General features: G+C 73.3%; 21 protein-coding genes. 12 read left to right on the top strand and 9 right to left on the bottom strand.

The window, feature by feature from the left end; all coding sequences use genetic code 11:
* Positions 1 to 71: 71 nt before the first annotated feature.
* The 5 genes from AB0D01_RS30155 (at position 72) to AB0D01_RS30135 (ending at position 5,375) form a co-directional block, all read left to right on the top strand.
* Complete coding sequence (locus AB0D01_RS30155) at positions 72 to 755, top strand: DUF5701 family protein (protein ID WP_363060752.1); 684 nt, start codon at positions 72 to 74, stop codon at positions 753 to 755.
* A gap of 51 nt (positions 756 to 806) precedes the next feature.
* On the top strand, positions 807 to 2,180 hold the full coding sequence (locus tag AB0D01_RS30150) for a mycothione reductase (RefSeq protein WP_363060750.1): 1,374 nt from the start codon (positions 807 to 809) through the stop codon (positions 2,178 to 2,180).
* A 196-nt stretch (positions 2,181 to 2,376) separates the two neighbouring features.
* Complete coding sequence (locus AB0D01_RS30145; protein ID WP_363060748.1) at positions 2,377 to 3,189, top strand: DUF4328 domain-containing protein; 813 nt, start codon at positions 2,377 to 2,379, stop codon at positions 3,187 to 3,189.
* 181 nt (positions 3,190 to 3,370) lie between these two features.
* The gene (locus AB0D01_RS30140; protein ID WP_363060746.1) at positions 3,371 to 4,603 is read left to right on the top strand and encodes a hypothetical protein; all 1,233 of its coding nucleotides are present in this window, start codon (positions 3,371 to 3,373) and stop codon (positions 4,601 to 4,603) included.
* The gene (locus AB0D01_RS30135) at positions 4,587 to 5,375 is read left to right on the top strand and encodes a hypothetical protein (RefSeq protein ID WP_363060744.1); all 789 of its coding nucleotides are present in this window, start codon (positions 4,587 to 4,589) and stop codon (positions 5,373 to 5,375) included. The genes AB0D01_RS30140 and AB0D01_RS30135 overlap by 17 nt, the downstream gene beginning before the upstream one ends.
* A 77-nt stretch (positions 5,376 to 5,452) precedes the next feature.
* On the opposite strand, the gene AB0D01_RS30130 is transcribed toward AB0D01_RS30135, so the two are convergent.
* The 4 genes from AB0D01_RS30130 to AB0D01_RS30115 form a co-directional block, all read right to left on the bottom strand.
* Entirely contained in the window at positions 5,453 to 6,436 is a 984-nt protein-coding gene (locus AB0D01_RS30130) for a hypothetical protein (RefSeq protein WP_363060742.1), read from the bottom strand.
* Complete coding sequence (locus AB0D01_RS30125; protein WP_363060740.1) at positions 6,433 to 7,752, bottom strand: MFS transporter; 1,320 nt, start codon at positions 7,750 to 7,752, stop codon at positions 6,433 to 6,435. Before AB0D01_RS30125 ends, AB0D01_RS30130 begins: the two co-directional genes overlap by 4 nt.
* Entirely contained in the window at positions 7,752 to 9,101 is a 1,350-nt protein-coding gene (locus AB0D01_RS30120) for a discoidin domain-containing protein (RefSeq protein ID WP_363060738.1), read from the bottom strand. The genes AB0D01_RS30125 and AB0D01_RS30120 overlap by 1 nt, the downstream gene beginning before the upstream one ends.
* 272 nt (positions 9,102 to 9,373) lie before the next feature.
* Positions 9,374 to 10,492, bottom strand: a complete 1,119-nt coding sequence (locus tag AB0D01_RS30115; protein WP_363060736.1) for a serine hydrolase domain-containing protein — start codon at positions 10,490 to 10,492, stop codon at positions 9,374 to 9,376.
* Positions 10,493 to 10,669: 177 nt separating this feature from the next.
* Between AB0D01_RS30115 and AB0D01_RS30110 the strand changes: the two genes are divergently transcribed.
* Entirely contained in the window at positions 10,670 to 11,329 is a 660-nt protein-coding gene (locus AB0D01_RS30110) for a TetR/AcrR family transcriptional regulator (RefSeq protein WP_363060734.1), read from the top strand.
* 245 nt (positions 11,330 to 11,574) lie between these two features.
* Here the strand turns inward: AB0D01_RS30110 and AB0D01_RS30105 are convergent, their stop codons facing one another.
* Entirely contained in the window at positions 11,575 to 11,787 is a 213-nt protein-coding gene (locus tag AB0D01_RS30105; RefSeq protein ID WP_363060732.1) for a hypothetical protein, read from the bottom strand.
* Between the two features lie 416 nt (positions 11,788 to 12,203).
* Here AB0D01_RS30105 and AB0D01_RS30100 point away from each other — a divergent pair, with 416 nt between their 5' ends.
* From AB0D01_RS30100 to AB0D01_RS30090, 3 genes are all read left to right on the top strand, one after another.
* Positions 12,204 to 13,658, top strand: coding sequence for a basic amino acid/polyamine antiporter (locus AB0D01_RS30100; protein WP_363060730.1), 1,455 nt, complete (start codon positions 12,204 to 12,206; stop codon positions 13,656 to 13,658).
* Between the two features lie 50 nt (positions 13,659 to 13,708).
* The gene (locus tag AB0D01_RS30095; RefSeq protein ID WP_363060728.1) at positions 13,709 to 14,968 is read left to right on the top strand and encodes an arginine deiminase; all 1,260 of its coding nucleotides are present in this window, start codon (positions 13,709 to 13,711) and stop codon (positions 14,966 to 14,968) included.
* Between the two features lie 97 nt (positions 14,969 to 15,065).
* Positions 15,066 to 15,695, top strand: coding sequence for a class I SAM-dependent methyltransferase (locus AB0D01_RS30090; RefSeq protein WP_363060726.1), 630 nt, complete (start codon positions 15,066 to 15,068; stop codon positions 15,693 to 15,695).
* Positions 15,696 to 15,717: 22 nt separating this feature from the next.
* Here AB0D01_RS30090 and AB0D01_RS30085 read toward each other — a convergent pair whose 3' ends face one another.
* From AB0D01_RS30085 to AB0D01_RS30070, 4 genes are all read right to left on the bottom strand, one after another.
* Positions 15,718 to 17,445, bottom strand: a complete 1,728-nt coding sequence (locus AB0D01_RS30085) for a BCCT family transporter (protein WP_363060785.1) — start codon at positions 17,443 to 17,445, stop codon at positions 15,718 to 15,720.
* A 141-nt stretch (positions 17,446 to 17,586) separates the two neighbouring features.
* Positions 17,587 to 17,886 carry a DUF3253 domain-containing protein gene (locus AB0D01_RS30080; RefSeq protein ID WP_363060724.1) on the bottom strand — a complete coding sequence of 100 codons (300 nt, stop codon included), beginning with the start codon at positions 17,884 to 17,886 and terminating at the stop codon, positions 17,587 to 17,589.
* A 72-nt stretch (positions 17,887 to 17,958) separates the two neighbouring features.
* On the bottom strand, positions 17,959 to 18,387 hold the full coding sequence (locus AB0D01_RS30075) for an ATP-binding protein (RefSeq protein ID WP_363060722.1): 429 nt from the start codon (positions 18,385 to 18,387) through the stop codon (positions 17,959 to 17,961).
* A 67-nt stretch (positions 18,388 to 18,454) separates the two neighbouring features.
* Positions 18,455 to 18,802, bottom strand: a complete 348-nt coding sequence (locus tag AB0D01_RS30070) for an STAS domain-containing protein (protein WP_363060720.1) — start codon at positions 18,800 to 18,802, stop codon at positions 18,455 to 18,457.
* A 314-nt stretch (positions 18,803 to 19,116) separates the two neighbouring features.
* Here AB0D01_RS30070 and AB0D01_RS30065 point away from each other — a divergent pair, with 314 nt between their 5' ends.
* From AB0D01_RS30065 to AB0D01_RS30055, 3 genes are all read left to right on the top strand, one after another.
* The gene (locus tag AB0D01_RS30065) at positions 19,117 to 20,694 is read left to right on the top strand and encodes a PP2C family protein-serine/threonine phosphatase (RefSeq protein WP_363060783.1); all 1,578 of its coding nucleotides are present in this window, start codon (positions 19,117 to 19,119) and stop codon (positions 20,692 to 20,694) included.
* A 125-nt stretch (positions 20,695 to 20,819) separates the two neighbouring features.
* Complete coding sequence (locus tag AB0D01_RS30060) at positions 20,820 to 21,905, top strand: cobalamin-dependent protein (RefSeq protein ID WP_363060781.1); 1,086 nt, start codon at positions 20,820 to 20,822, stop codon at positions 21,903 to 21,905.
* Positions 21,902 to 22,279 (top strand): STAS domain-containing protein, encoded by a 378-nt coding sequence (locus tag AB0D01_RS30055; RefSeq protein WP_363060718.1) that lies wholly within the window; start codon positions 21,902 to 21,904, stop codon positions 22,277 to 22,279. The genes AB0D01_RS30060 and AB0D01_RS30055 overlap by 4 nt, the downstream gene beginning before the upstream one ends.
* The last annotated feature ends 25 nt before the right edge of the window (positions 22,280 to 22,304 follow it).

Genomic DNA, 22,304 nt, shown 5'->3' with positions numbered 1-22,304 from the left:
GCACCGACCCACGCCACCCCGCACCGGCGTGCCCCGCGCCGACCCGCACCGTTCACGCATCGAGGAGAGCCATGACCCCGCCCGAAACCCCTTCCCCGGACGCCGCTGCTCCACTGCCCCCGCTCGCCGCCCAGGCGGAGCGGCTCATCGAGCTCGGGGTGCCGGAGCTCACCGGAATCTCCGCGACCGAACTGCGGGCCTTCGCCGGCGCCTTCGGTGACGACGCCGACGGCGCCCTGCTCGCCCTCCACCCGGACCGGGCGCCCGCTTCCGTTCTCGCGCCCCTGCTGCGGCGCGCGGACAAGCCCGGTTTCGTCGTCGAGGACATGACCGACGTCGACCAGTTCGCCCCCCACGACATCGAGTTGCCCGACGCCGCCCTCTACCTGGTCACCGGGCCCGACCGCGGCGACGACCTGGCCAACCTGACCCCGGAGGAGGCGCTGCCCGCGCTCGCCCGGGCGCACCGCACCCCGCTCCTGCTCACCGAGGGCATCCTCTGGCTCCTCCAGCGGCCCTCGCTACTGGAACGCAACCACTGCTTCATGACGATCGGCTCACGGCTGCGCAAGCCCAACGGCACCCTGGACGCCCGCACCCCGGCCCTGTGGATCAGCAACGGCACCGGGCGGGACGGCCGCGAGCGCCGTGACGCGCCCAAGGTCGGCTGGTGCTGGTGGAACAACCGCCACACCTGGCTCGGCTTCGCCTCCGCCGACGGCAGGCCGCCCCGGCCCGAGGGCCGCCCCGCGTAGGCCGGCGCGGCGCGCGGGCCCGCCCGGTCCCGGGCCTCGTACGGTGTGGGCATGCGTCACCACGATCTGGTCGTCATCGGTGCGGGATCCGGCAACGCCGTCGTCGACGACTCGTTCGCCGATCTGGACGTGGCCATCGTCGAGGAACGCTGGTTCGGCGGGACCTGCCTGAACGCCGGGTGCGTCCCGAGCAAGATGCTCGCCCACACGGCGCACGTGGCGCGCACGGTCCGGGAGGCCGGGACCTTCGACGTGGACGCAGCGCCGGGCACGGTGCGCTGGCGGGCGGCGCGGGACCGGGTCTTCCGGCGGCTGGACGACGTACGGGACCGGGGCCGCGGGGGCCGCGAGCGGGAGCCCTCGGTCACCGTGTACAAGGGCCGGGCCGTCTTCACCGGGCCGAGGACGCTGCGGATCGAGCGGGCGGACGGGCCCGTGGAGGTGAGTGCCGGTCAGGTCGTCATCGCGGCGGGCGGACGCCCGTCGGTGCCCGGACCCGTCCTGGAGGCGGGCCTGCCGTACGAGACCTCCGACACCGTCATGCGGATCGACGCCCCGCCCCGACGCCTGGCGATCCTGGGCGGCGGGTACATCGCCGCCGAACTGGCCGAGGTGTTCGCCGGGGCGGGCAGCGCCGTCACCATCGTGGAGAAGGAGGCACGGCTGCTCGGCCCGCAGGACGAGACGGTCGCGCGGCGGTTCACCGAGCTGGTCCGCACGCGCTGGGACCTCAGGCTCGGCCGGGAGCTCACGGCGGTCGAGAGCGGGCCGGGCGACGCGCTGCGCCTGCTCCTGGACGACGGCTCGACGGTCGAGGCGGACATGCTGCTCGTCGCGGTGGGCCGGGTGCCGAACAGTGACCGGTTGAACCTCGCGGCGGCCGGTGTCGCCGTCCGGGAGGACGGCCGCGTGGTCGTGGACCGCCATCAACGCACCACCGCGGAAGGCGTCTTCGCGTTGGGGGACATCTGCTCTCCGGTCCCCCTCAAGCACGTGGCCAACCGGGAGGCGGAGGTCGTCGCGCACAACCTGCGCCACCCGCACGACCTGATCTCCTGCGATCACGAACACGTCCCGGCGGCGGTGTTCACCGAGCCCCCGATCGCCTCGGTCGGCGTCACCGAGCAGGAGTGCAGGGACGGGGGAATCGCGTACGCGGTGGGCTCGGCCCGGTACGCGGACATCGCCTACGGCTGGGCGATGGAGGACACCACCGGCTTCTGCAAGGTGATCGTGGAGCCCGGCACGGGGCGCATCCTCGGCGCCCACGTGATGGGCGCCGAGGCACCCGCCCTGATCCAGCCCCTGGTCCTCGCGGTGACCCTCGGCATCGACGCGAGGACCCTCGCGCGCAAGCCGTACTGGATCCATCCCGCGCTGACGGAGATCGTCGAGAACGCCCTCCTGGACCTCGACGTCCGATGAGGGGCGCCACCGGCCCGGCCGACGGGCCGCGTTGACGGCGGTCGGGGCAGCCTCGGCCGTCGCCCGCGGCCGGATGTGCTCTGACCAGCGGAAACCGTCTGGACTCCGGGCGGGGGCCCGGCATATCTTCTGCGATGGCCCCGCCCGCTCGGCGAGGCCGGCCGCATGCCATCCGTCCCGTGGGGGGTCCACCGTCATGTCCTTCAGCGCTCCCGGCTCGCCGCCTCCGGGACAGCCGTACCCGCAGCCGTACCCGCAGCCCGGTGCGCATCCGCATCCGTATCAGGGCCACCCGCAGGGGCACCCGTACCCGGGTGCGCCCGGCTACCCGGCCCCCGCGGTCCGGCAGGACGTACCGCGCTCCCCGAAGGGCCTCGCGACGGCCCTGACCTGGCTGCTCGGTGCCGGGGCGGCGGTGCACCTGTTCTCGGCCGGCGCCGGCGGGTACGAGCAGTCGTGGCTGGGCGGGTTCGCTCCGGACACCCACTTCGACGACCTCGAAATCAGCCTGTCCGCGGGGCTGACGATGCTCGCGGGCGCGCTCCAGGTCCTGACGATGGTGCCGACGATCGTCGTCTTCATCATCTGGTTCCACCGGGTGCGCGGCAACGGCGGCGTCTTCCGCCCCGACGCCTTCACCCTCGGCCGGGGGTGGGCCATCGGCGCCTGGTTCGTCCCCGTCGCCAACCTGGTCATGCCCTACCTGATCGCACGGCAGACCTGGCGCGCGAGCACCCAGCGCGGCCCCGACGGCTCCGAGCGGTCGGCGTCCATGGCGCTGCTGACGTCCTGGTGGGTGGTCTGGGTCGTCGCGGCGAGCCTGGGCCGGATCTTCAGCAAGGTCTACATGGCCGCCGACACCGTGGAGGAGCTGCTCGCCGCGGGGTCGCTCGGTATCGTCGCGGACCTCGTCACCATGGTCGCCGCCGTGCTCGCCCTCCTCTTCGTCCGCCGGCTGACGGAGATGCAGAACACGATGGCCGCGCAGGGTCCGTACGCGCGGAGCTGACGGCGCCGCCTGTGGGGCACCACTCCATCCGCGCGTCGACTGTCAGCGCCCCGTGAGAGCATCGGGGTTCAGGGTCCGCCTCCCTCTCCCCCGTGCCGCGCGGTCATGGGGAAGGGGCGCGGGCCGTCGCCGTGTACAGGGTTCGAGCAGTCCCCGGGTTCCGCGAAGGAGAGGTGCCTCCATGCACTCGACAAGGCCGACGGAAGCCCGCATCGAGGATGCGGGCAACCTCCTGGTCGCGCCCGCGACGACGCACGACGACGCCGCGGTCGGGGAGTTCTTCGGAAGCACCGTCACGCCGGAGGAGTTCGCCGCCGACGCGACCGACCTCGCGGGCAGGACCGTCTACGTGTGGGGCGACGCCTCCGGGGTCGACGCGCACCGACTGCGCACGGCGGAGCGGGTGTTCGTCGTCCGGGACCCGGCAGACGGCCGGCCCGAGGGGGGCGACGGGCCGTGGCCCGTCGTCGGCGTCGGGCGCCTTCCCCTGCGCGTCCACGGCGCCGGCGTGTACTACCGCCGCTTCTTCGACCCCGATGACGACCACTTCGGACGGATCCGCGCGGAGCACGCGTTCCAGTCGCTGACGGAGTCCACGAAGCCCGGTACGGCCCATCGCAGCGGCATCTACCTGACGCCCGTCACGAGGAGCGGTGACGAACTGCGTTTCCGCCTGCTCCGGTGCTCGACGAACCTGTCGGGGCCGACCGAGGGCTTCCGCGCGACCGACACGCAGGTCGTCGAGGCCCTGAACCGCGAGGCCGCCGCCGTCTTCCGCGACCACGCGCCCCTGAACCACGTCCTCGCGCAGATCTACCACAACACCCCGGCCACGGCGGAGCGCGGGCAGTCCAAGGCCAGGATCTCCTCCCACGCCGACAAGACGAAGGACATGCCCGCCCACGGCATCATGGCCTTCTGCACCTTCTACGAGGGTCTCGACGGGCTGGCGCCCCTGGCGCGGGACCCCTTCGACCTGGGGGTGAAGGGGACCAGCGGGCTGACCCGGCTCCACTTCCGGCTGAAGGAGCCGGGCCCGGAGGGTGACGGGGGCGCGCTGCCCGCGCGGTTCGGCGTGACCCTGTATCCCGGCTCCGTGTTCTTCATGCCGCTGTCCACCAACCGCCTGTACACGCACGAGATCAGGCCGTCGGGACTGGACGCCGGGCTGCTGCCGACCCGTCTGGGATACGTGGTGCGCTGTTCGAGCACCGAGGCCGTGCACCGAGGCGGCGACACGTACGTCGGTGTGGGTGGGGACGCGGTGAAGCTGGGGCCGCCCACGCCGGAGGGCATGGACGAGCTGCGCAGGCTGTACGCCGAGGAGAACAGGAGCGCGTCGTTCATCGACTACGGCGCCGACGAACTCCTCTTCAGCATGAACACGGGAGACTATCTTGCGCCCCGGGTCTAGGATCCGCGACGAGATCCTCACGTGCTCCCTGCCGGGCGAGGGCGACCTCTTCGCGGAGCTGGCCGCCTCGACCGTCTGGGAGGACGTGGGCAAGGGCCGGCGGGGGGCGGTGCTCACCCGGCCCGACGGCACGGGCGGCGTGCCGCTCGTCCGTACGACGACGCGGTACGGCAACCCGGCGCAGCGGTTCCGCGCGGTCCACGAACGGCTGGCTCGACGGGTCCGGGAGCTGGCGGGGATCCCGGTCGGCTTCGACAACGCCCTCGTCGAGCGCTACACGAACGCCTACACCACCATGGGCGGCCACAGCGACCAGGCCCTCGACCTCGCCGACGGGTCCTTCATCGCCGTCTTCTCCTGTTACGCGCGTCCCGACGCCGGCCCGTCGAGGAAGCTGATCGTCGAAGCGAAGGAGTCGGACGGCGAGACGGGTGAGGCGGGCGAGACGTTCGAGGTGCCCCTCACCCATCACGGCGTCGTCGCGTTCTCCGTGGACGCGAACCGGCGGATGCGGCACAGGATCGTGGCGGAGCGGCCCGTTCCGGCGGCGGACAACGAATGGCTGGGCGTGACGTTCCGGACCTCGAAGACCCTCCTGCGCTTCCACGAGGGACGGGCCCACCTCCCGCGGGGCGAGCGGCTCGTCGTCGCGGACGAGGAGCAGGCCCGCGCGTTCTACCGGCTGCGTCGCCGCGAGAACGCCGAGACGGACTTCGTCTACCCCCCGCTCACGTACACCGTCAGCGGGAGCGATCTGCTGCCGCCCGTGTGACCGCCGCGGCGGGGCCCCGCCCGGTGGGCGGGGCCCCGAACGCCGGGGTGTGAGCGTTCCGTTCGGGGTCGGTGTGGTCAGCGCACGGCGGCCGGGGAGAAGCCGCCGGGCACCAGGAGGCGGGGTGCGCCCGTGCCGTCCGCCGGGACCGACCAGACGTCCGAGACGCGTCCCCCCTCGCCCGGGAGGGCGTAGCCGATGGTGCCGTCGTCCAGCCAGGCTGCCTGGTCGTCGACGCCGCGCGGTTCCGCGAGCGGGTGCTCGCGCAGGTCCGCCAGGTCCAGGACGTACAGCCGCCAGGGTGCGGGGCCGTCGGTGACCTTCTTCTTGAAGGCGACGCGGGTGCCGTCGGGTGACAGCGACGGGCATTCGACGTTGACGCGCAGGGCCTTCGCCGACCAGGCGCGCAGGTCGCCCTCGACGAGGTGGGTGCGGCCCTTGGTCGAGACCGTGGCGTAGAAGCGGTTGTCGTCCGAGGCGAAGGTGACGCCCCAGTAGTTGACGTCGGGGGCGTGGTGGCGAGCGCCGTCGATGGTCAGCGGGATCTCCTCCATCGACTTGATGAGGTAGCCGGTGCGCAGGTCGAGGATGGAGGTCCGGGTGGAGAAGCCGGTCGTGGCGTAGGAGTCGCCGGTCGCGAAGGTCGTCCAGGACAGCACGTTGCCCGAGGCCGAGACGCGGGCCCGGTTGGGGATCCCGGGCACGGTGACGCGTTTGACCTCGCCCAGTCGTCGGTCCAGTACGAGGGCCTGGGTGCGGGCCGGGATGCCGGGCAGCTTGCGCAGGCACAGGGCGCGTTCCGGTACGGCGTGGAAGCGCTCGCAGGCGGGGCCTCCGGTGACGGGCGGGCCGGTGGCGCCGCTGCGGCGGGCGATGCGTCCGGTGGCGGAGTCCTGGTAGTAGAGCCCGGGTTCGATCGGGCCGAACGACGCGTCCGGCGCGGCCGTCGGCGGGGTCCGGTGCCGGGCGTGCAGGACGTAGCCGAGGGAACCGCCTCCGAGCAGGAGCACGGCGAGGACGACGACGGTGATGCGGCGCAGCTGTGGCGCTCGGGGGTTCACGGTGCCTCCGGGGCGTCGTGGTCGGGCGCGGGACGGGGGTCGCCGGCGGGCCCCGGCCGCGCCGCGGGCAGGATGCGCCAGGCCGCCGCGAGGGCCGCCGCGAGCGCGAGGGCCGCCGCGGCCAGGGCGGGGCCCTGTCCCCAGTAGGTCCAGGCCGCCCCGAAGCCGGCGGCTCCCAGCAGTCGGGCCAGGACCTGGCCGGTCTGGAGCACCGCGAGGCCGCCGGCGCGGCGGTGTGCGGGCAGGACGGGAGAGGCCAGCGCCATCAGCACGCCGTCGGTGGCGGCGTAGAAGACGCCGAGGAGGGCCAGGACGAGGATCACGGTCGGCCAGGCGACGGGGAGCAGCAGGACGGCGTACGCGCCGAGCAGCGCGAGGTGTCCGGCCAGGAAGGGCAGGCGGCGGCCGAAGCGGTCGGCGATCCGGCCGGCGGGGACGGCGAGGAGCAGGTATCCGGCGGCGGCGCCGAGCGGCAGCAGGGGGAACAGGGTGGGCGGCAGGTCCAGCCCGCGCTGGACGAGGAGGTAGAGGAAGGAGTCGCCGATGGTGGCGGCGCCGAGCAGTGAGGCGGCGTACAGGATCCGACGGAAGGCCGGGTCGCGCAGCGCTCCTTGGCGCGGGGCGGTGTGGCGCGGGCGGACGGGCGGGGCGGATGGGGCGGGCGCGACGGCGGGGGCCGCCGGGGGGACGGGGGCGGAGCGGGGGACGTACAGGAGGAGCAGGAGCACGCCGAGCAGGCCCGTGCAGAAACTGACGGCGAAGACCGCGTCGTAGGCGTCGGCGGTGGCCCACAGGACGGCGAAGGCGGCGAGCGGGCCGAGCAGTGCGCCGGTGGTGTCCATGGCGCGGTGCACGCCGAACGCGCGTCCGAGGTCGCGCGGCGGGACGCTGAGGGCGATGAGCGCGTCGCGCGGGGCGGTGCGCACGCCCTTGCCGAGACGGTCGGCGGCGAGGGAGGCGGCGATGCCCGTGGTGGAGCCGGCGGCGAGGAGCAGTCCGAGCCGGGACAGCGCGGACAGGAGGTAGCCCGCGGCGGCGACCCGTCGGTGCCGGCCGCCGCGGTCGGCGAGGCGGCCGCCGAGGAGCCGTACGAGCGCGGTGGCCGCGTTGAACATGCCGTCCAGGAAGCCGAACTGGAGCGGTGAGAGGCCGAGGCCCAGGACGAGGTAGAGCGGCAGGACGGCCGTGACCATCTCGGAGGAGACGTCGGTGACCAGGCTGACGGTACCCAGTGCGATGACGGTGGCGGGGACGCGCCGCCGGGCCCCGAGGGGGGCGGACGGCGCGTCCCGGCGGCCGGTGGTGGCCAGGTACATCAGTGGCAGTCGTACTTCGGGCTGGTGTCCTTGACGCCGTCGGTGGCGACGTAGGTCCAGCTGTAGCCCGAGTCCGTGAAGTCGAGCTTCAGGACCCCGTACGGGCCGCTGATCCGCTTCTGGCTGTTGGGCTGGACCTCCTCGATCGGGTAGGGGTCGGCGCCGCCCATGCCGCCGACGATCTGGACGATGCCGTCGGCGGTCGCCTTTCCGTCGGGGTTCTGCGGGGCGAACCGCTCGTAGTGGTGGTCGTGTCCGCCCAGGACGAGGTCGGCCTTGGCGGCGTAGAGGATCTTCCAGACGGGCTTGGAGACGGGGTCGTTGCCGTGGCCGCCCGAGGAGAAGAGGGGGTGGTGCCAGTAGGCGGCGACGCACTGCTTCGTGTTCGCGGCGAGGTCGGCCTTGAGCCAGTCGATCTGGGCGGCCTGGTCGAAGGCGTTGGAGTCGAGGGCGACGAAGTGCCAGTTGCCCTCGTCGAAGCTGTAGTAGCTCTTGCCCTGCGGATAGGCGATGTTCCCGAAGTACGCCTTGTATCCGGCGAGGGCCCCGGCCGGGTCGTAGGTCTCGTGGTTGCCGGGCACGGGGCGGGTCTTGGCCTTGAAGGCGCCCCAGCTCTTGTCGTAGTAGGCGCGGAAGTCGGAGAGCCGGGCGTCGTCGTACTGGTTGTCGCCCATCGTCAGGTAGAACTTCGGGTCGATCTGCCGGGCCAGGGCCGCGGTCTTCGGGTGCGCGCAGCCGCTGTCGGAGGCGGTGCACTGCGCCGCGATGTCGCCCGCGGCGACGACGGTGAAGGCTCCTCCGCCGGGGGGCGTTCCGCCGTCCGCGGTGCCGTAGACCTCGACCTCGAAGAGGGAGTAGCCGTACGCCGTGCCGCGCGCGGTGCCGTACACGCGCAGGTACCTGCCCTTGCCGGAGAGGCCGGCGAGGTCGTCGGTGCCGCCGTTGCCGGCCTTCTCCTCGGCGATCCGGGTCCAGGTGGTGCCGTCGGTGGAGACCTCGACGCGGTAGGCCTTGGCGTAGGCGGCCTCCCAGGTCAGCTTGACGCGGGAGACGGTGGCGCCGGCCCCGAGGTCGACGCGGATCCACTGCGGGTCCTTGCCCTCGGCGCTGGCCCAGCGGGTGGAGGCGGCGCCGTCGAAGGCGTTGGCGGCGCCGAGCGAGGAGCTTTCGGTGGAGGAGGCGGCGGCGGGCCTGCCGCGTGAGATGAGCGGGTCGGCGACGGCTCCCGCCCGGCCGGGCCAGGCGAGCAGGAGCCCGGCGGCGAGCGCGAGCACCACCGTCACGATGAGGAGGGCCGGTCGATGCCGGCGGCCGGAGGGGGGTAAGGGGGTGGGGGCGTACGGGTGCATGCCTGGACTCCTTGGCCTGAGTAAGGCGAGTGCGGGACACCGGTGCGGGACGCCCTTCCCGCCCGGGGGCGGGAGGGGGCGTCCCGGCGGCCGGGGCGGAGCTCTCGCCGATCACGCCATGCGCATGCCAATTTTGGGCAACGGCATGACGTCGGGCCGCCGTCCGGGAGCGTAGCGGACAGGAAAGTTTCCTACCAGTAGTCCGGCGATCTCGCCTACGAGGCCGGCGCCCGGGGTCGACGCCGCGACCCCGGGCCCGGGCCCCGCCCCCGTCAGCCGTACATCGCCAGGTGGTACAGCTTCGCGAGCGCCTCGTCGATCGGGTGGGGCTGCGGCCTGCCGGAGTCGTCGAGCCGGTTCCACCGCTGGAGGTTCACCGCGACCGCCATCTGGCGCTCCCCGTCGGCACGGGCCATGGCCAACGTTCCGCCGCCCCAGACGGTGCCGCCGTGGCCCCAGAAGACCTCCTGCCCGGGAGCCTCCATCGGGTGCAGGCCGAGGCCGTACGCGATCACCTTCCCCTCCTGGGAGACCACGGGCACCGTGCGGCGCATCCGCTCCAGCGACTCCGGAGCGACGATCTCGCCGGCCAGCAGCAGCCGGTAGAAGCGGTTGAGGTCCGCCACGGTCGATATCAGCGAGGCCGACGGCCCCACCCAGGACATGTCGTAGACGCTGTAGTCGCGCGGCGGGTCGATCATGCCGAACCAGGCCTCGTAGAGCCGCGCGTGCGGCCCCTCGACGTGCGGCCCGTCGGGGAAGGCCGTGTCCCGCAGCCCCGCGGGCTCGATGACGTGCCGGGTGATGTACCGCTCGGCGGTGGTGCCGGTCAGCCGTTCCAGCAGCCGGCCGAGGAGCAGGTAGTTGGTGTTCGAGTACACCCCCGGACCGCCGCCCGGGACGCCGACGGGGGGCGCGGCCACCCCCATCCCGATCAGCTCGACGGGGTCGAACCGCGTGTGCCGAAGGTCGTCGAGGCTCTCGGGTCCGGTCTCCGCGAGGACCGGGAACGCCTTGAGGGAGGGGTAGGCGTACGGGAGGTACTCGGCGAGGCCGCTGGTGTGGTCGAGCAGCATCCGTACCGTGATCGCCTCCCCCCGCTCCCCCGGCACCAGTTCCGGCAGGTGTCGGCCGATCGGCGCGTCGAGATCGACCCGGCCGCTCTCGACCAGGCGCAGGACGGCGACGGCGGTGAAGGTCTTGGTGACGCTGCCGACGCGGTGGCGCATGTCGGCGGTGACGGGGCGGCCGGTGGCGACGTCGGCGACCCCGGCGGCGCCGCGCCAGACCCGGTCACCGGCGCGCACCTCGGCGAACAGGCCCGGCATCCCGGCGCGGTGGACGTGGTCGAGGGCGGCGTCCAACGCCGCGTGATCCAGTGCGTTTCGCACGTCATGCGTCCTTTCACATCCCCGGGGCGGGCGGACGGGCTCCGCACCGCTCGCCCGTCCCGGACAACAGGGCACGAACGGCGCGCCGGCTCGCCGACACGCTCATGCCCTCATTATGCACGCGGTGCGTGCAACACCAAGTGCACAGCTAGGATGAGGGCCGACGAGAGGAGTTGGATGGCAGGCCGAAGGCGTTGGACGACCGAGGAGATCCTGGACGCGGCGGCGGAGATGCTGCGCTCGAGCGACGCGGATTCGTTCAGCGTGCGCAAGCTGGCGGCGGTCCTGGGGACCGATTCCTCCAGCCTCTACCGGCACTTCCGCAGCAAGACCGAACTGCTGCGCGCGGTCGCCGACCGGATCCTGCTGGCCGCGATGGACGGCCACCGACCCGAGGGCGACTGGAAGCGGCGCCTCACGGCCCTGGCCCTGCGCGTTCGGGAGGCCTTCGGGCAACAGCCCCAGCTCGCCGGGGTCTGGGGGCGCTACGCGTCGAGCGGCGCCGGTTCCCGACTGGTCATGGAGGAGGCCCTCCAGGCGCTGCGCGCGTCGGGCCTGCCCGACGCGGAGATCCCGGTGCGCTACCACCGGCTCGCGGTCCTGATCTCCGCGCTGATCGCCTCCGAGGCCGGGGCCGGCTCCGTGACCCCCGAGGAGCACGAACAGGGCATGGAGCTGTTCCGCGTGGCGGTGCTGGGCGCCGACCCCGAGCGTTTCCCGGCCCTGGCCCACTTCGCCCGCGAGGTGCGCCCGCTCGGCGAGGACCGTGACGCCGCGTTCGAGGAGATCCTCGCCGCCCACCTCGCCGTCATCGAGGCCTCGATCGGCCCGGCGTAGACGACCGACCGCGCGGGGCCGCCCTGTTCACGGCCCTGGGCGCGGTGAAGGGCGGTCCCGGCGCGGGAGGTGCGCGAGTCGCCGCGCCGGGATCCGGGAGGGGGTCGGCGGGGGGGCCGATCGACGCGGAGGGGGGGCGATGTCGGCCGTCCGTCGTTCGCCGACCCGACGACGGACGCCGAACCCGCCGCGTGGCGGCCTTCGTTCGGCGTCCGCTTCGGGGCGGGGCCCCGCCCCGGGCGGGCTCAGGCGGGTGCGTCGGAGGCGGTCGCCCGGTGCGGACCGGCGGCCCCGTCGTCGAACCAGTAGTCGCCGGCGGCGACGTAGTGGAAGGACGGCGTCGCGGCGGCGCGGGGAGGGATTGCGGGCCGCGCACGGTGGGAGCGGCCCGCGCCGCCGACCGCCCCTCGCGGAACGTCGGGGGGCAGGACGAGAGTGAGCGGCTCGCGTTCGAGCACGGTGTTCTCCAACCGTGGGAAGTGGGGGTGGGCTGGGTGGCGATGGTCGCGGGCGTCTTCGCGCCCGTGACGTCGTCCGAGAGGGGGCGGCTGCCCACGTCGCCGATCCCCCGGCGGGTCTTCGCCGAGGGTGGCGGCGGGGGTCGGCTCCGACGCGGGCTGCCGGCCGGGCTTCCTCGACCGGCCGACCCGCGCTCGTGAACCTCTCGTCGCCCTGCCACCGTGCCACGCGACGGCCCGCGCCGCCGCGCCAGGACCCCGGGCGTAGGCCGAACGGGCGACGGCCCGGGGCGAGGTGGACACCCTCGGCGGGACGCGCCCACACCCCCGGCCGGCAATATGCCCGAATAATGGCGGTTATGGATACATTGCGTCTGACTCGTGACCTGACCCACGGGGCGTAGACGAAGGAAGCCATGAGCGACGTTGAAGCCAAGGCCCCGCCGGCCGGGGGCCCGCCGGCCGTGAAGCTGACGCTGGTGACGCTGACCGCGATGGTGGTCGGCTCCATGGTCGGCGCCGGCGTCTTCTCACTGCCGCGCCGCTTCGCCCAGGAGACCGGTGTCGCGGGCGCCCTGATCGCCTGGGCGATCGCCGGCACGGGCATGCTGATGCTCGCCTTCGTCTTCCAGACCCTCGCCGTCCGCAGGCCCGACCTCGACGCCGGCGTATACGCCTACGCCAAGGCTGGCTTCGGCGAGTACCTCGGGTTCTTCTCGGCGTTCGGCTACTGGGCGAGCGCCTGCGTCGGCAACGTCACCTACTGGGTGCTCATCATGTCGACGATCGGCGCGGTATGGCCCGCGCTGGGCGACGGCGACACCCTGCTCGCCGTCGTGCTGTCCTCGGTCGGCCTGTGGTGCTTCTTCCTCCTCATCCGCCGGGGGGTCAAGGAAGCCGCGGCGATCAACAGGATCGTGACCGTCGCGAAGATCGTGCCCATCCTGGTCTTCGTCCTGATCGCGCTCTTCTACCTCGACGCGGAGGTGTTCGCGGCCAACTGGGGCGGCGCCGACTACGCGGGCTCACTGTTCAACCAGGTGCGGGGCACGATGCTGGCGACCGTCTTCGTGTTCCTCGGCGTGGAGGGGGCCAGCGTCTACTCCCGCCACGCCCGGCGCCGCGAGGACGTCGGGCGGGCCACGATCCTGGGATTCCTCAGCGTCTTCGCCGTCTTCGCCTCCGTCACCATCGTCTCCTACGGCATCATGCCGATGGCCGAGATCGCCGAACTCCGCCAACCCTCCATGGCCGGGGTCCTCCAGCACGCCGTCGGCACATGGGGGCAGGTCTTCGTCAGCGTGGGCCTGATCGTCTCGGTCCTGGGCGCCTACCTCGCCTGGACGCTCATGGCCGCGGAGGTGCTGTTCGTCGCCGCGAAGGACAACGACATGCCCCGCTTCCTGGGGCGGGCCACCGCGGCGGACGTACCGGCCAACGCGCTGCTGATGAGCACCTCGCTGAGCCAGATCGTCCTGGTCGTGACGATGTTCTCCGACGACGCCTTCACCTTCGCGCTCGACCTGACCAGCGCGCTGAGCCTGATCCCCTTCCTGCTCGCCGCCGGCTTCGCCGTGAAGATCGCCGCGGGACGGGGCGGCGCCGGGACCGTCGGACGCGGCACCCGACCGGAACTGGCGGTCGCCGTACTGGCCACCCTCTACACGGCCTTCCTGCTGTTCGCCGCCGGCCTCAAGTTCGTCCTGGTGTCCTTCCTCCTCTACGCCCCGGCCACCTTCCTGTTCGCCAAGGCCCGGCGCGAGCAGAACCGCCGGGTGTTCTCCGCCCGCGAGGCCGTCATCTGCGCCGTCTCGGTGGCCGGAGCGGCCCTGGGCGTACTCGCCCTCGCCCTCGGCTGGATCGAGCTCTGACCGGACCCGCCCCGTCTCCGCCGTACCCGACGACCGAAAGATGCGACGAGTTGAACACCGACAGCCCCGCCCCGCCCGCCTTCGGCGTCCACTCCGAGGTCGGCAGGCTCCGCAAGGTCCTGGTCTGCGCGCCCGGACTCGCGCACCGGCGGCTCACCCCGACCAACGCCGACGACCTCCTCTTCGACGACGTGATGTGGGTGGAGAACGCCCAGCGCGACCACGCGGACTTCGTCAACAAGCTCACGCAGCGCGGCGTCGAGGTCGTCGAGCTCCACGACCTGCTGGCGCGGACGATGGAGATCCCCGAGGCCCGCACCTGGCTCCTCGATCGCAAGATCACCGCCAACGAGGTGGGCCTGGGGCTGCTCGACACCACCCGGGCCTTCCTGGAAACGCTCACCTCCCGCGAGCTGGCCGACTTCCTGATCGGCGGACTGTCCACCGCCGACCTGCCCGACGACTACCGACCCCCGTACGTCGCACTCGCCCGCGAGGGCACGGGCGCACGGGAGTACCTGATGCCTCCGCTGCCCAACACCCTCTACACCCGGGACACGACCTGCTGGCTGTACGGAGGCGTCACCCTCAACCCGCTGTACTGGCCGGCCCGGCACGACGAGACCCTCCTGATGAAGGCCGTCTACACCTTCCACCCCGACTTCAAGGACTCCACCGTCTGGTGGGGGGATCCCGAGCAGTCCTGGGGCCAGGCCACCTTCGAGGGCGGCGACATCATGCCCGTCGGAAACGGCGTCGTCCTGATGGGCATGAGCGAGCGCACCTCCCGCCAGGCCATCACCCAGGTCGCCGCCTCCCTGTTCCGGGGCGGCGCGGCCGAACACGTCATCGTCGCCGGCATGCCCAAGCTCCGGGCCGCCATGCACCTCGACACCGTGTTCACCTTCGCCGACCGGGACATCGTCACCCTCTATCCCACGATCATGGACGCGGTGCACACCTTCTCGCTGCGCCCCGGTGACGCGCCGACCGGCGTCCACATCACGGACGAGGGAAGTCGTCCCTTCGTCGAGGTCGTCGCCAAGGGCCTCGGCCTCACCGGGCTGCGGGTGATCGAGACCGGCGGTGACGTCTACGCCTCCGAGCGGCAGCAGTGGGACAGCGGCAACAACGCCGTCGCCCTGGAACCCGGGGTGGTGTTCACGTACGACCGCAACACGACGACCAACACCCTGCTCCGCAAGGCGGGCGTCGAGGTCATCACCATCGTCGGAGCCGAACTCGGACGGGGACGCGGCGGCGGCCACTGCATGACCTGCCCGATCATCCGCGACGCCGTCGCCTTCTGACGGCGCGCCGCCGCCCGCGGAGGACCCGGTCGACGGCGGGCCGGAGCGCGGACCCCCAGGCGCCGGAGCGCGGACCCCCAGGCATAGAGTGCTCCCCGTGACGGATCACCAGGAGCGGACCGGGGCGGCCTACGACGGGGTCGTCGAGCTGTACGCGTCGCTGTTCGCGGACCGGCTGGAGGGGCAGCCGTTCGCGCGCGCCATGATCGGCACCTTCGCCGAGCTGGTGCGCGCCATGGGCAACCGACGGGTGGCCGACGTCGGCTGCGGACCCGGACATCTGACGGCCATGCTGTGCGAACAGGGCGTGGACGCCTTCGGGTTCGACCTGTCCCCGGGCATGGTCGACCACGCCCGACGGGCCCATCCGGCGCTGCGCTTCGGGCAGGCGCGGATGGAGTGCCTGCCGGTCGAGGACGGCGCGCTGGGCGGCGTACTGGCCCACTACTCGATGATCCACACCCCGCCGGGGGAACTGCCGCAGCTGCTGGCGGAGCAGGTCCGCGTCCTGGCGCCGGGCGGGCTGCTCCTGGTCTCCTTCTTCGGGACCGACGGCCCGGAGCCGGTCCGGTTCGACCACAAGGTCACGCCCGCGTACAGCTGGCCGGTGGACCGTCTCGCCGGCCTCCTGGCGGGCGCCGGGCTCGTCCCCTTCGCCCGGCTGGTGCACGACCCGTCCTCCGAGCGGGGCTTCCTCGACGCCCATATGCTGGCCCGCCGCCCGTAGGTCGTCAGGTCCGCAGGTCTGTTCAGGGTGCGGGCGGCGGGTTCCGCGGGTCCTCGCGGTCGCGCTCCTCGTTCCTCGGCTCCGCGGGGGGCGTGTCCCCCGCCGGGCCGATGCGCAGTTCGAAGCCTCCCGCGTACTTCTCGTGGCCCGCGATCACGGCCTCCTCCACCGCCTCCTCGGCGAGTTCGACGCGGACGATCAGCGGGTCCCGGCGCAGGTCCCTCAGGAGGGACCAGCACATGCCGATCATGACGAGGACGAACGGCGCCGCGACGAGGATCGTCAGGTGTTGCAGGCCCTCCAGGGCGTCGCCCTTGCCCTGGCCGACGAGCAGCATCACGGCCGCCACGCCACCGGTGACCACTCCCCAGAAGACGACGACCCACCGGCCCGGTTCGAACGTGCCCTTCTGGGAGAGCGTGCCCATCACGATCGAGGCCGCGTCGGCGCCGGAGACGAAGAAGACGCCGACGAGGATCATCACGAGCAGGCTCATCACACCGGCGATGGGGAACTCCTGCAGTACGCCGAAGAGTTGCGCCTCGGGCGTGGTCGCGGCGCCGAGTTCTCCCTGTTCCTTCAGGCGCATGGCCGTGCCGCCGAAGACCGCGAACCAGACCAGGCTCACGGTGCTGGGCACCAGGATGACCCCGCCGACGAACTGGCGGATCGTACGGCCCCGGCTGATGCGGGCGATGAACATGCCGACGAACGGCGTCCAGGAGATCCACCAGGCCCAGTAGAAGACCGTCCAACTGCTCAGCCAGTCGGCGACGTCACCGCCGCCCGTGGACGCCTCGGTGCGGCCGACCAGTTGGGGCAGCTCGTCGAAGTAGGCGGCGAGGGAGGTGGGGATGAGGTCGAGGATCAGGATGGTGGGGCCGACGACGAACACGAAGACGGCGAGGACGACGGCCAGCACCATGTTGATGTTGGAGAGCCACTGGATGCCCTTCTCGACACCGGACACGGCGGAGAAGACGAAGCAGACGGTCAACACCCCGATGACGGCGACGAGCAGGCCGGTGCCGGCCTTCTCCAGCCAGCCCACCTCGTGCATGCCGCTGCCGATCTGGAGCGCGCCCAGTCCCAGGGAGGTGGCGGAGCCGAACAGCGTGGCGAAGATCGCCAGGATGTCGATGACGCGGCCGGGGGCGCCCTCGGCGCGCCTCTCCCCGAGGAGCGGGACGAAGACGGCGCTGATCGTCTGCCGCCTGCGGCGGCGGAAGGTGCTGTACGCGATGGCCAGGCCGACCACGGCGTAGATGGCCCACGGGTGCAGCGTCCAGTGGAAGAGGGTGGTGGCCAGCGCCGTCTGCATGGCGTCGGCCGAGTCGGCGGGGTCGGTGCCCGGCGGCGGGTCGGCGTAGTGCGCGAGGGGTTCGCTGACGCCGTAGAACATCAGGCCGATGCCCATGCCGGCGCTGAACATCATCGCGACCCAGGAGACGGTGCTGAACTCCGGCTTCTCGTGCTCCTGGCCCAGCTCGATCCGCCCGTACCGGCTGATGGCGAGCCAGAGCGCGAACACGACGAACCCGGAGGCGACCAGGACGAACGCCCAGCCGGCGTTGTGCATCAGGCCGTTCAGCAGGGTGTCGGAGACCCGCTCCAGGCTGTCGGTGGCCGTGACGCCCCAGATGACGAAGCCCAGGGTCAGGGCGGCCGTCACGCCGAAGACGATCCGGTCGGTGACGGCCTCCTCGTCCTCGTGCGGGTGACGGCCGGGCAGGGCCGCCTTCACGGGCAGCCGCCGTCTCTGTCCCCGCTTGCGTTGCTCGTCGGACACGGGCCGCACCTCTCGCGATCACGGGCACAAACGCCTGTGCCCTCCGTATCACGGCGCGTGCGCGGGTCCCGGGACCAACAGGCCTGCGACGGTCGACCCCCGTCAGGGGTTGGGCCGCCCGGGTGACGTCGGGCGAGCGCGGCGGATGCGCACGGGGCCGCGCGCCTTCGACGGGTCGACGGGCCGGCCGCCCTGGGTGATCTCCACCTCGCCGGCCTCCACCAAGCGGCGCGCCGCGATGCGGGCCGGTTCCATCAGGGTCCGCCAGCCCTCGTCGTCGCCCGTGTACACCGCCCGCGCGGCGTCGGACGGGCAGATCGTGGCGCCGGGGGCGCGGCGGTCCAGCAGGTCCGTGATGGCCCGCTCCAGGAGCCGTCGCGTCTGCCGCCCGTGGTCGCTCACCCCTCCAGTGTGGCACCGGGACGCGCCCGGCCCGGTTCACGCTCCGCGACCGGCGCCGCGGCCCGCTCCGGGTCAGGCGAGGCGGAGGGCCGTGGTGATGGTCTTGCCGTCGGGGCGCGCGTCGCAGGCGACGTGGTCGCTCAGGCGTCGGATGAGCGGCCAGCCGAATCCGCCCGGATTCTCGGCGGTGCCGGTCCGGGGAACGGGCAGGCGGGGGTTCGCGTCACCGACCGCCAGGCGCAGGACGTCGCCGGCGACGTCGGCGCGGAAGTGGGTGATGCCGCCGCCGTGGCGGATGGCGTTGGTGACCAGTTCCGAGGTGACGAGCAGGGCGTCCGCGGCCATGACGCTGTCGAGGCCGACGCCGGCCCGCAGCAGCAGTTCGCACACCCTCTGGCGGGCGGCGGCCGCGGAGTCGGGCGGGCCGGTGGGCCGGGGGGTGTCCCCCCGCCGCGACCGCGGGTCGTGCGGGGAGTCGAAGGGCGGGCGGGGTGGGTTCATGCGTCATCGCCTGCCCATGGTCGGCGCGTCGTACCGCGCCGGCCCGTTCGGGGACGGGGGTCGGTGCTCAGCATGTCATCGCGGTCTCCAGGCTGTCCGCCATGCGGAACACGGACGCGGAGCCGGTGACCTCGAACAGTCGCCGGACGGCCGTGTGGAAGGGACCGGCGAGGACGAGCGTGGCCCCCGCGGCCGTGTGGGCGCGCTGGGCGTCGAGCAGCGCGTGCAGCACGGAGGAGTCGGCGAAGCGGGTCCGGGAGAGGTCGACCACGGTGCGCCCGGGGCCCCTGGACGCGGCCTGCGCGAGGGCGCCCGCCAGCCGGGGCGCGTGGTCCTCGTCGACCTCTCCGCGCAGGCTGATGACCGCCACGTCCCGGTCCGTCGTCGTGGCGACGACCGCTCCCTCTCCGCTCACCGGGACATCCTCCTACATCGTGCGCGGCCGGCGCGACCCCCTCCCGCGGGTGCCGCACGACCGTTCGTCACCCGCGGGAGGGACGGCTCGACACCTCGTCCCACCCGCGCGCGGTTGCCAGGGGGAGGGCGGATGGAGGATGGTTGCCGCAGGACAATGGTTTCTCCGGTCACTTTCCGACGTGACGAAACGCGATGAAGAGGTGAGGGGTTCGCGCAGCGGGCCTTCGACGATTGGTTCCTTCCACCGAGACGACGCCCGGCTCTTCCGTCGCGGGCCTGCCGTGGAGTCAGGCCCCCTACCCCGCTCTGGTGGTGGACCTCCGGGCGGTCGTCGTCCAGGTCAACGACCCGGCCCGGCTGGTGTTCCCGCGCGCCCTCCCCGGTTCGCCCCTCGCGGACGCGGTGCCCGGGTGGCTGGCGTCGGCGCACGCGCGCTACGCCGCCGTCCCGCCCGCGCGGGGGTCGCTCGCCGGGGCGCAGGAGGTCCGGGGGGCCGTCGGCGAGCGCTCGTACGAGGCGCATCCGACCCGGCGTGACGACGGCACGGTCGTGTGGTGGCTGGTCGACGACACCCACCACCGCCTGGCGCGCGAGGCCCTGCGGGCGGAGCGCGAACGCACCGCCTTCCTCGTCCGCTCCTCCAACCTGCTGCTGTCCTCGCTCAACCTCGACCGGTGCATGGACGTGACCGCGCAGATGGCGGCCGATCACCTCGCCGACGCGGCCCTGGTGATCGCCCCGGCGCACGGGGCCGAACTGCCCGTCGTCTCCTGCCTGCGCGGCGGCGGCCCGACGGTGTCCCGCGCTGCCGTCGCCCCCGAGGAGGTACCGGGTCTGGCCGAGGCGCTCCAGGGGTTCCCGCCCGTCCCCTCCCGGTGGCTGGACCCGTCCGCGGCGCCGGACTGGCTGGTGCCCGAGGGGTTCGGCGCCGTCGGATCGATCGTGATCACGCCGCTGCCCGGGCACGGGGTCCCTGCGGGCGCCCTGGTCCTGTTGCGCCGCGACGGGGCGAGCGCCTTCACGGAGGGCGAGGAGGTCTTCGCCCGGCTGTTCGCCGCCCGCGCGGGGGCGGCCATGTCGGCCGCCAGGCTCTACTCGGAGCAGGCGTCGATCACCGACACGCTGATGCGGGAGCTGCTGCCCCCGTCGCTGCACCACGTCTCCGGCGTCGAGTACGCGGGCGGCTACCGGCCGTCGAAGGACCACGAGCGGGTCGGCGGGGACTTCTACGACGTCCATCCCGCCGCTCGCGAGGGCGACGCCTCCCTGGTCGTCCTCGGGGACGTCTGCGGCAAGGGGCTGGAGGCGGCGGTGATGACGGGCAAGATCCGCAACACCCTGCACGCCCTGCTGCCCATGGCCGACGACCACCACCGGATGCTGAGCCTGCTGAACACCTCGCTGCTGAACTCCGACAGCACCCGCTTCGCCACCATGGTGCTGGCCTCCGCGACGCGCGACGGCAACGCGGTGCGCCTGCGCCTGACGAGCGCCGGGCACCCCGCCCCGCTGATCCTGCGCTCCGACGGCCGGGTGGAGGAGGCCCCCACGAAGGGCACGCTCGTCGGCGCGCTGCCCGAGATCTCCACGGAGACGGCCTCGGTGACCCTGTCCCCCGGCGACACCTGCGTGCTCTACACCGACGGCATCAGCGAGGCGCGGGGCGGACCGATGGGTGGCGCGATGTTCGGGGAGGAACGGCTTCGCCGCGCCCTGTCGCAGTGCGCGGCGATGCCCGCGGAGGCGGTGGTGGAGCACGTGCAGATGCTGACCTCGCGGTGGGTGGGCACGGGTCGGCACGACGACATGGCGCTCGTGGTGATCGCCGCGCCCCGCACCAACCACCTCAGTGCCGTCGACGGCCACACCCGCGGGCGGTTCACCGCGTGAGCGCTCACGACACGGCGCGGGGCACGGTGGACGGTACGGACCACGACACGGCCCACGGCACGACCCCCGGCGCCGGGCACGACACCGCACGCGACACCGCACGCGCCCCGGCGCACGACGGCGCGGTGTCCTCGCACGCGCCCCGTCCCGCTCCCGGCACGGAACGGCTCCTCGCGCGCGTGTGGGAGTCGGTGACGGCCCTCGACGAGGCCGCCACGGTCGCCACGCTGCTGCGCGCGTTGGACGAGGGCGCGCGGGCGGAGGACCTCCTGCTCGACGTCATCGCCGCCGTCCAGGGCCGCGTCGGCGGCGAGTGGGCGGCGAACCGGCTCACCGTCGCCCAGGAGCACGCCGCGACGGCCATCAACGACCGGGCCGTCGCCGCCCTCGCGCTGCGCGCCGCGGCCCGCCCGGCGGCGGGGCGCGGCCGAGTCACGGTGGCCTGCGTGGACGGCGAATGGCACGCCCTGCCGGCCCGGCTACTGGCCGAGGTACTGCGGCTGCGGGGCTGGCACGTCGACTACCTCGGCGCACAGGTCCCCGCCCCGCACCTCGTCGCGCACCTGCACCGCACCGGCCCGGACGCGGTGGCGCTGTCCGGGTCCCTCGCGACCCGGCTGCCGGCCGCGCACGCGACCATCACCGCCTGCCAGGCCGTCGGCACCCCCGTGATCGTCGGCGGCGCCGCCTTCGGTGCCGACGGCCGCTACGCCCGGCTGTTGGGCGCCGACGCGTGGGCCCCGGACGCCCGGTCCGCCGCGGACGCGCTCGCCGCCGGACCGCTGCCCCGTCCCCGACCCGGCCACCAGGCCATCGACGACCTGCCCCACCTGAAGGACCAGGAGTACACGCTGGTCGCCCGCAACCGGCCCCGGCTGGTGCGCGCCGTGTTCGGGCGGCTGGAGGAGGCCTTCCCGGCGATGCGCGCGTACACGGAGGCGCAGCGCGAGCGGACCGCCGAGGACCTCGCGCACATCGTCGAGTTCCTGGCCACCGCGCTGTACACCGGTGACGAGGAACTGTTCTGCGGGTTCCTGCTGTGGACCGCCGAAGTCCTGCGCTCCCGGGGCGTCCCGGCCGGATCCCTCCTGCCGGCCCTGGACCTGCTCGGACGCGAACTCCACGACTTCCCCCGCGCCCGCTCCGCCCTGCGGGCCGGCAGCGCCCGCCTGACCCGTACCCCCCACACCGCCGCCGGGATCCCAGAATGACGAGCCTTCCCCACTCCTCCCCGCTCAGCCTCACGTGCTCCGCCTCGCAGGGCACCGTGCGCGTCGAGCTGCGCGGCGACCTCGACCACCTCTTCACGGACCGGCTCCTCGACGTGGTGGACCGGGTGCTCGCCGAGCACCGACCGCTGCGGCACCTGCGGCTGGACTTCACCGGGCTGACCGGTGTCGACTCCAGCGGTCTGGCCGCGCTGCTGATGGTCCGGCGCCGCACCGACGCGGTCGGTACGGGGCTTCACCTCGACGGCCGGACCGTGCAGTTGAACCGGCTCCTGGAGGTCACCGGGACCCTGGAACACCTGACGGCGCCGGGCGTGCGGTCCGCCCGTTCCCGGGGGCCGGAGACGTCCGTCTGACGTCGATACGGTCACCGGTCGGGGC

The sequence above is a fragment of the Streptomyces sp. NPDC048606 genome (assembly GCF_040650855.1).
In the GTDB taxonomy this organism is placed as follows: domain Bacteria; phylum Actinomycetota; class Actinomycetes; order Streptomycetales; family Streptomycetaceae; genus Streptomyces.
The sequence above is the reverse complement of the archived record's forward strand: the minus strand, read 5'-3'. Positions and strand labels throughout refer to the sequence as shown.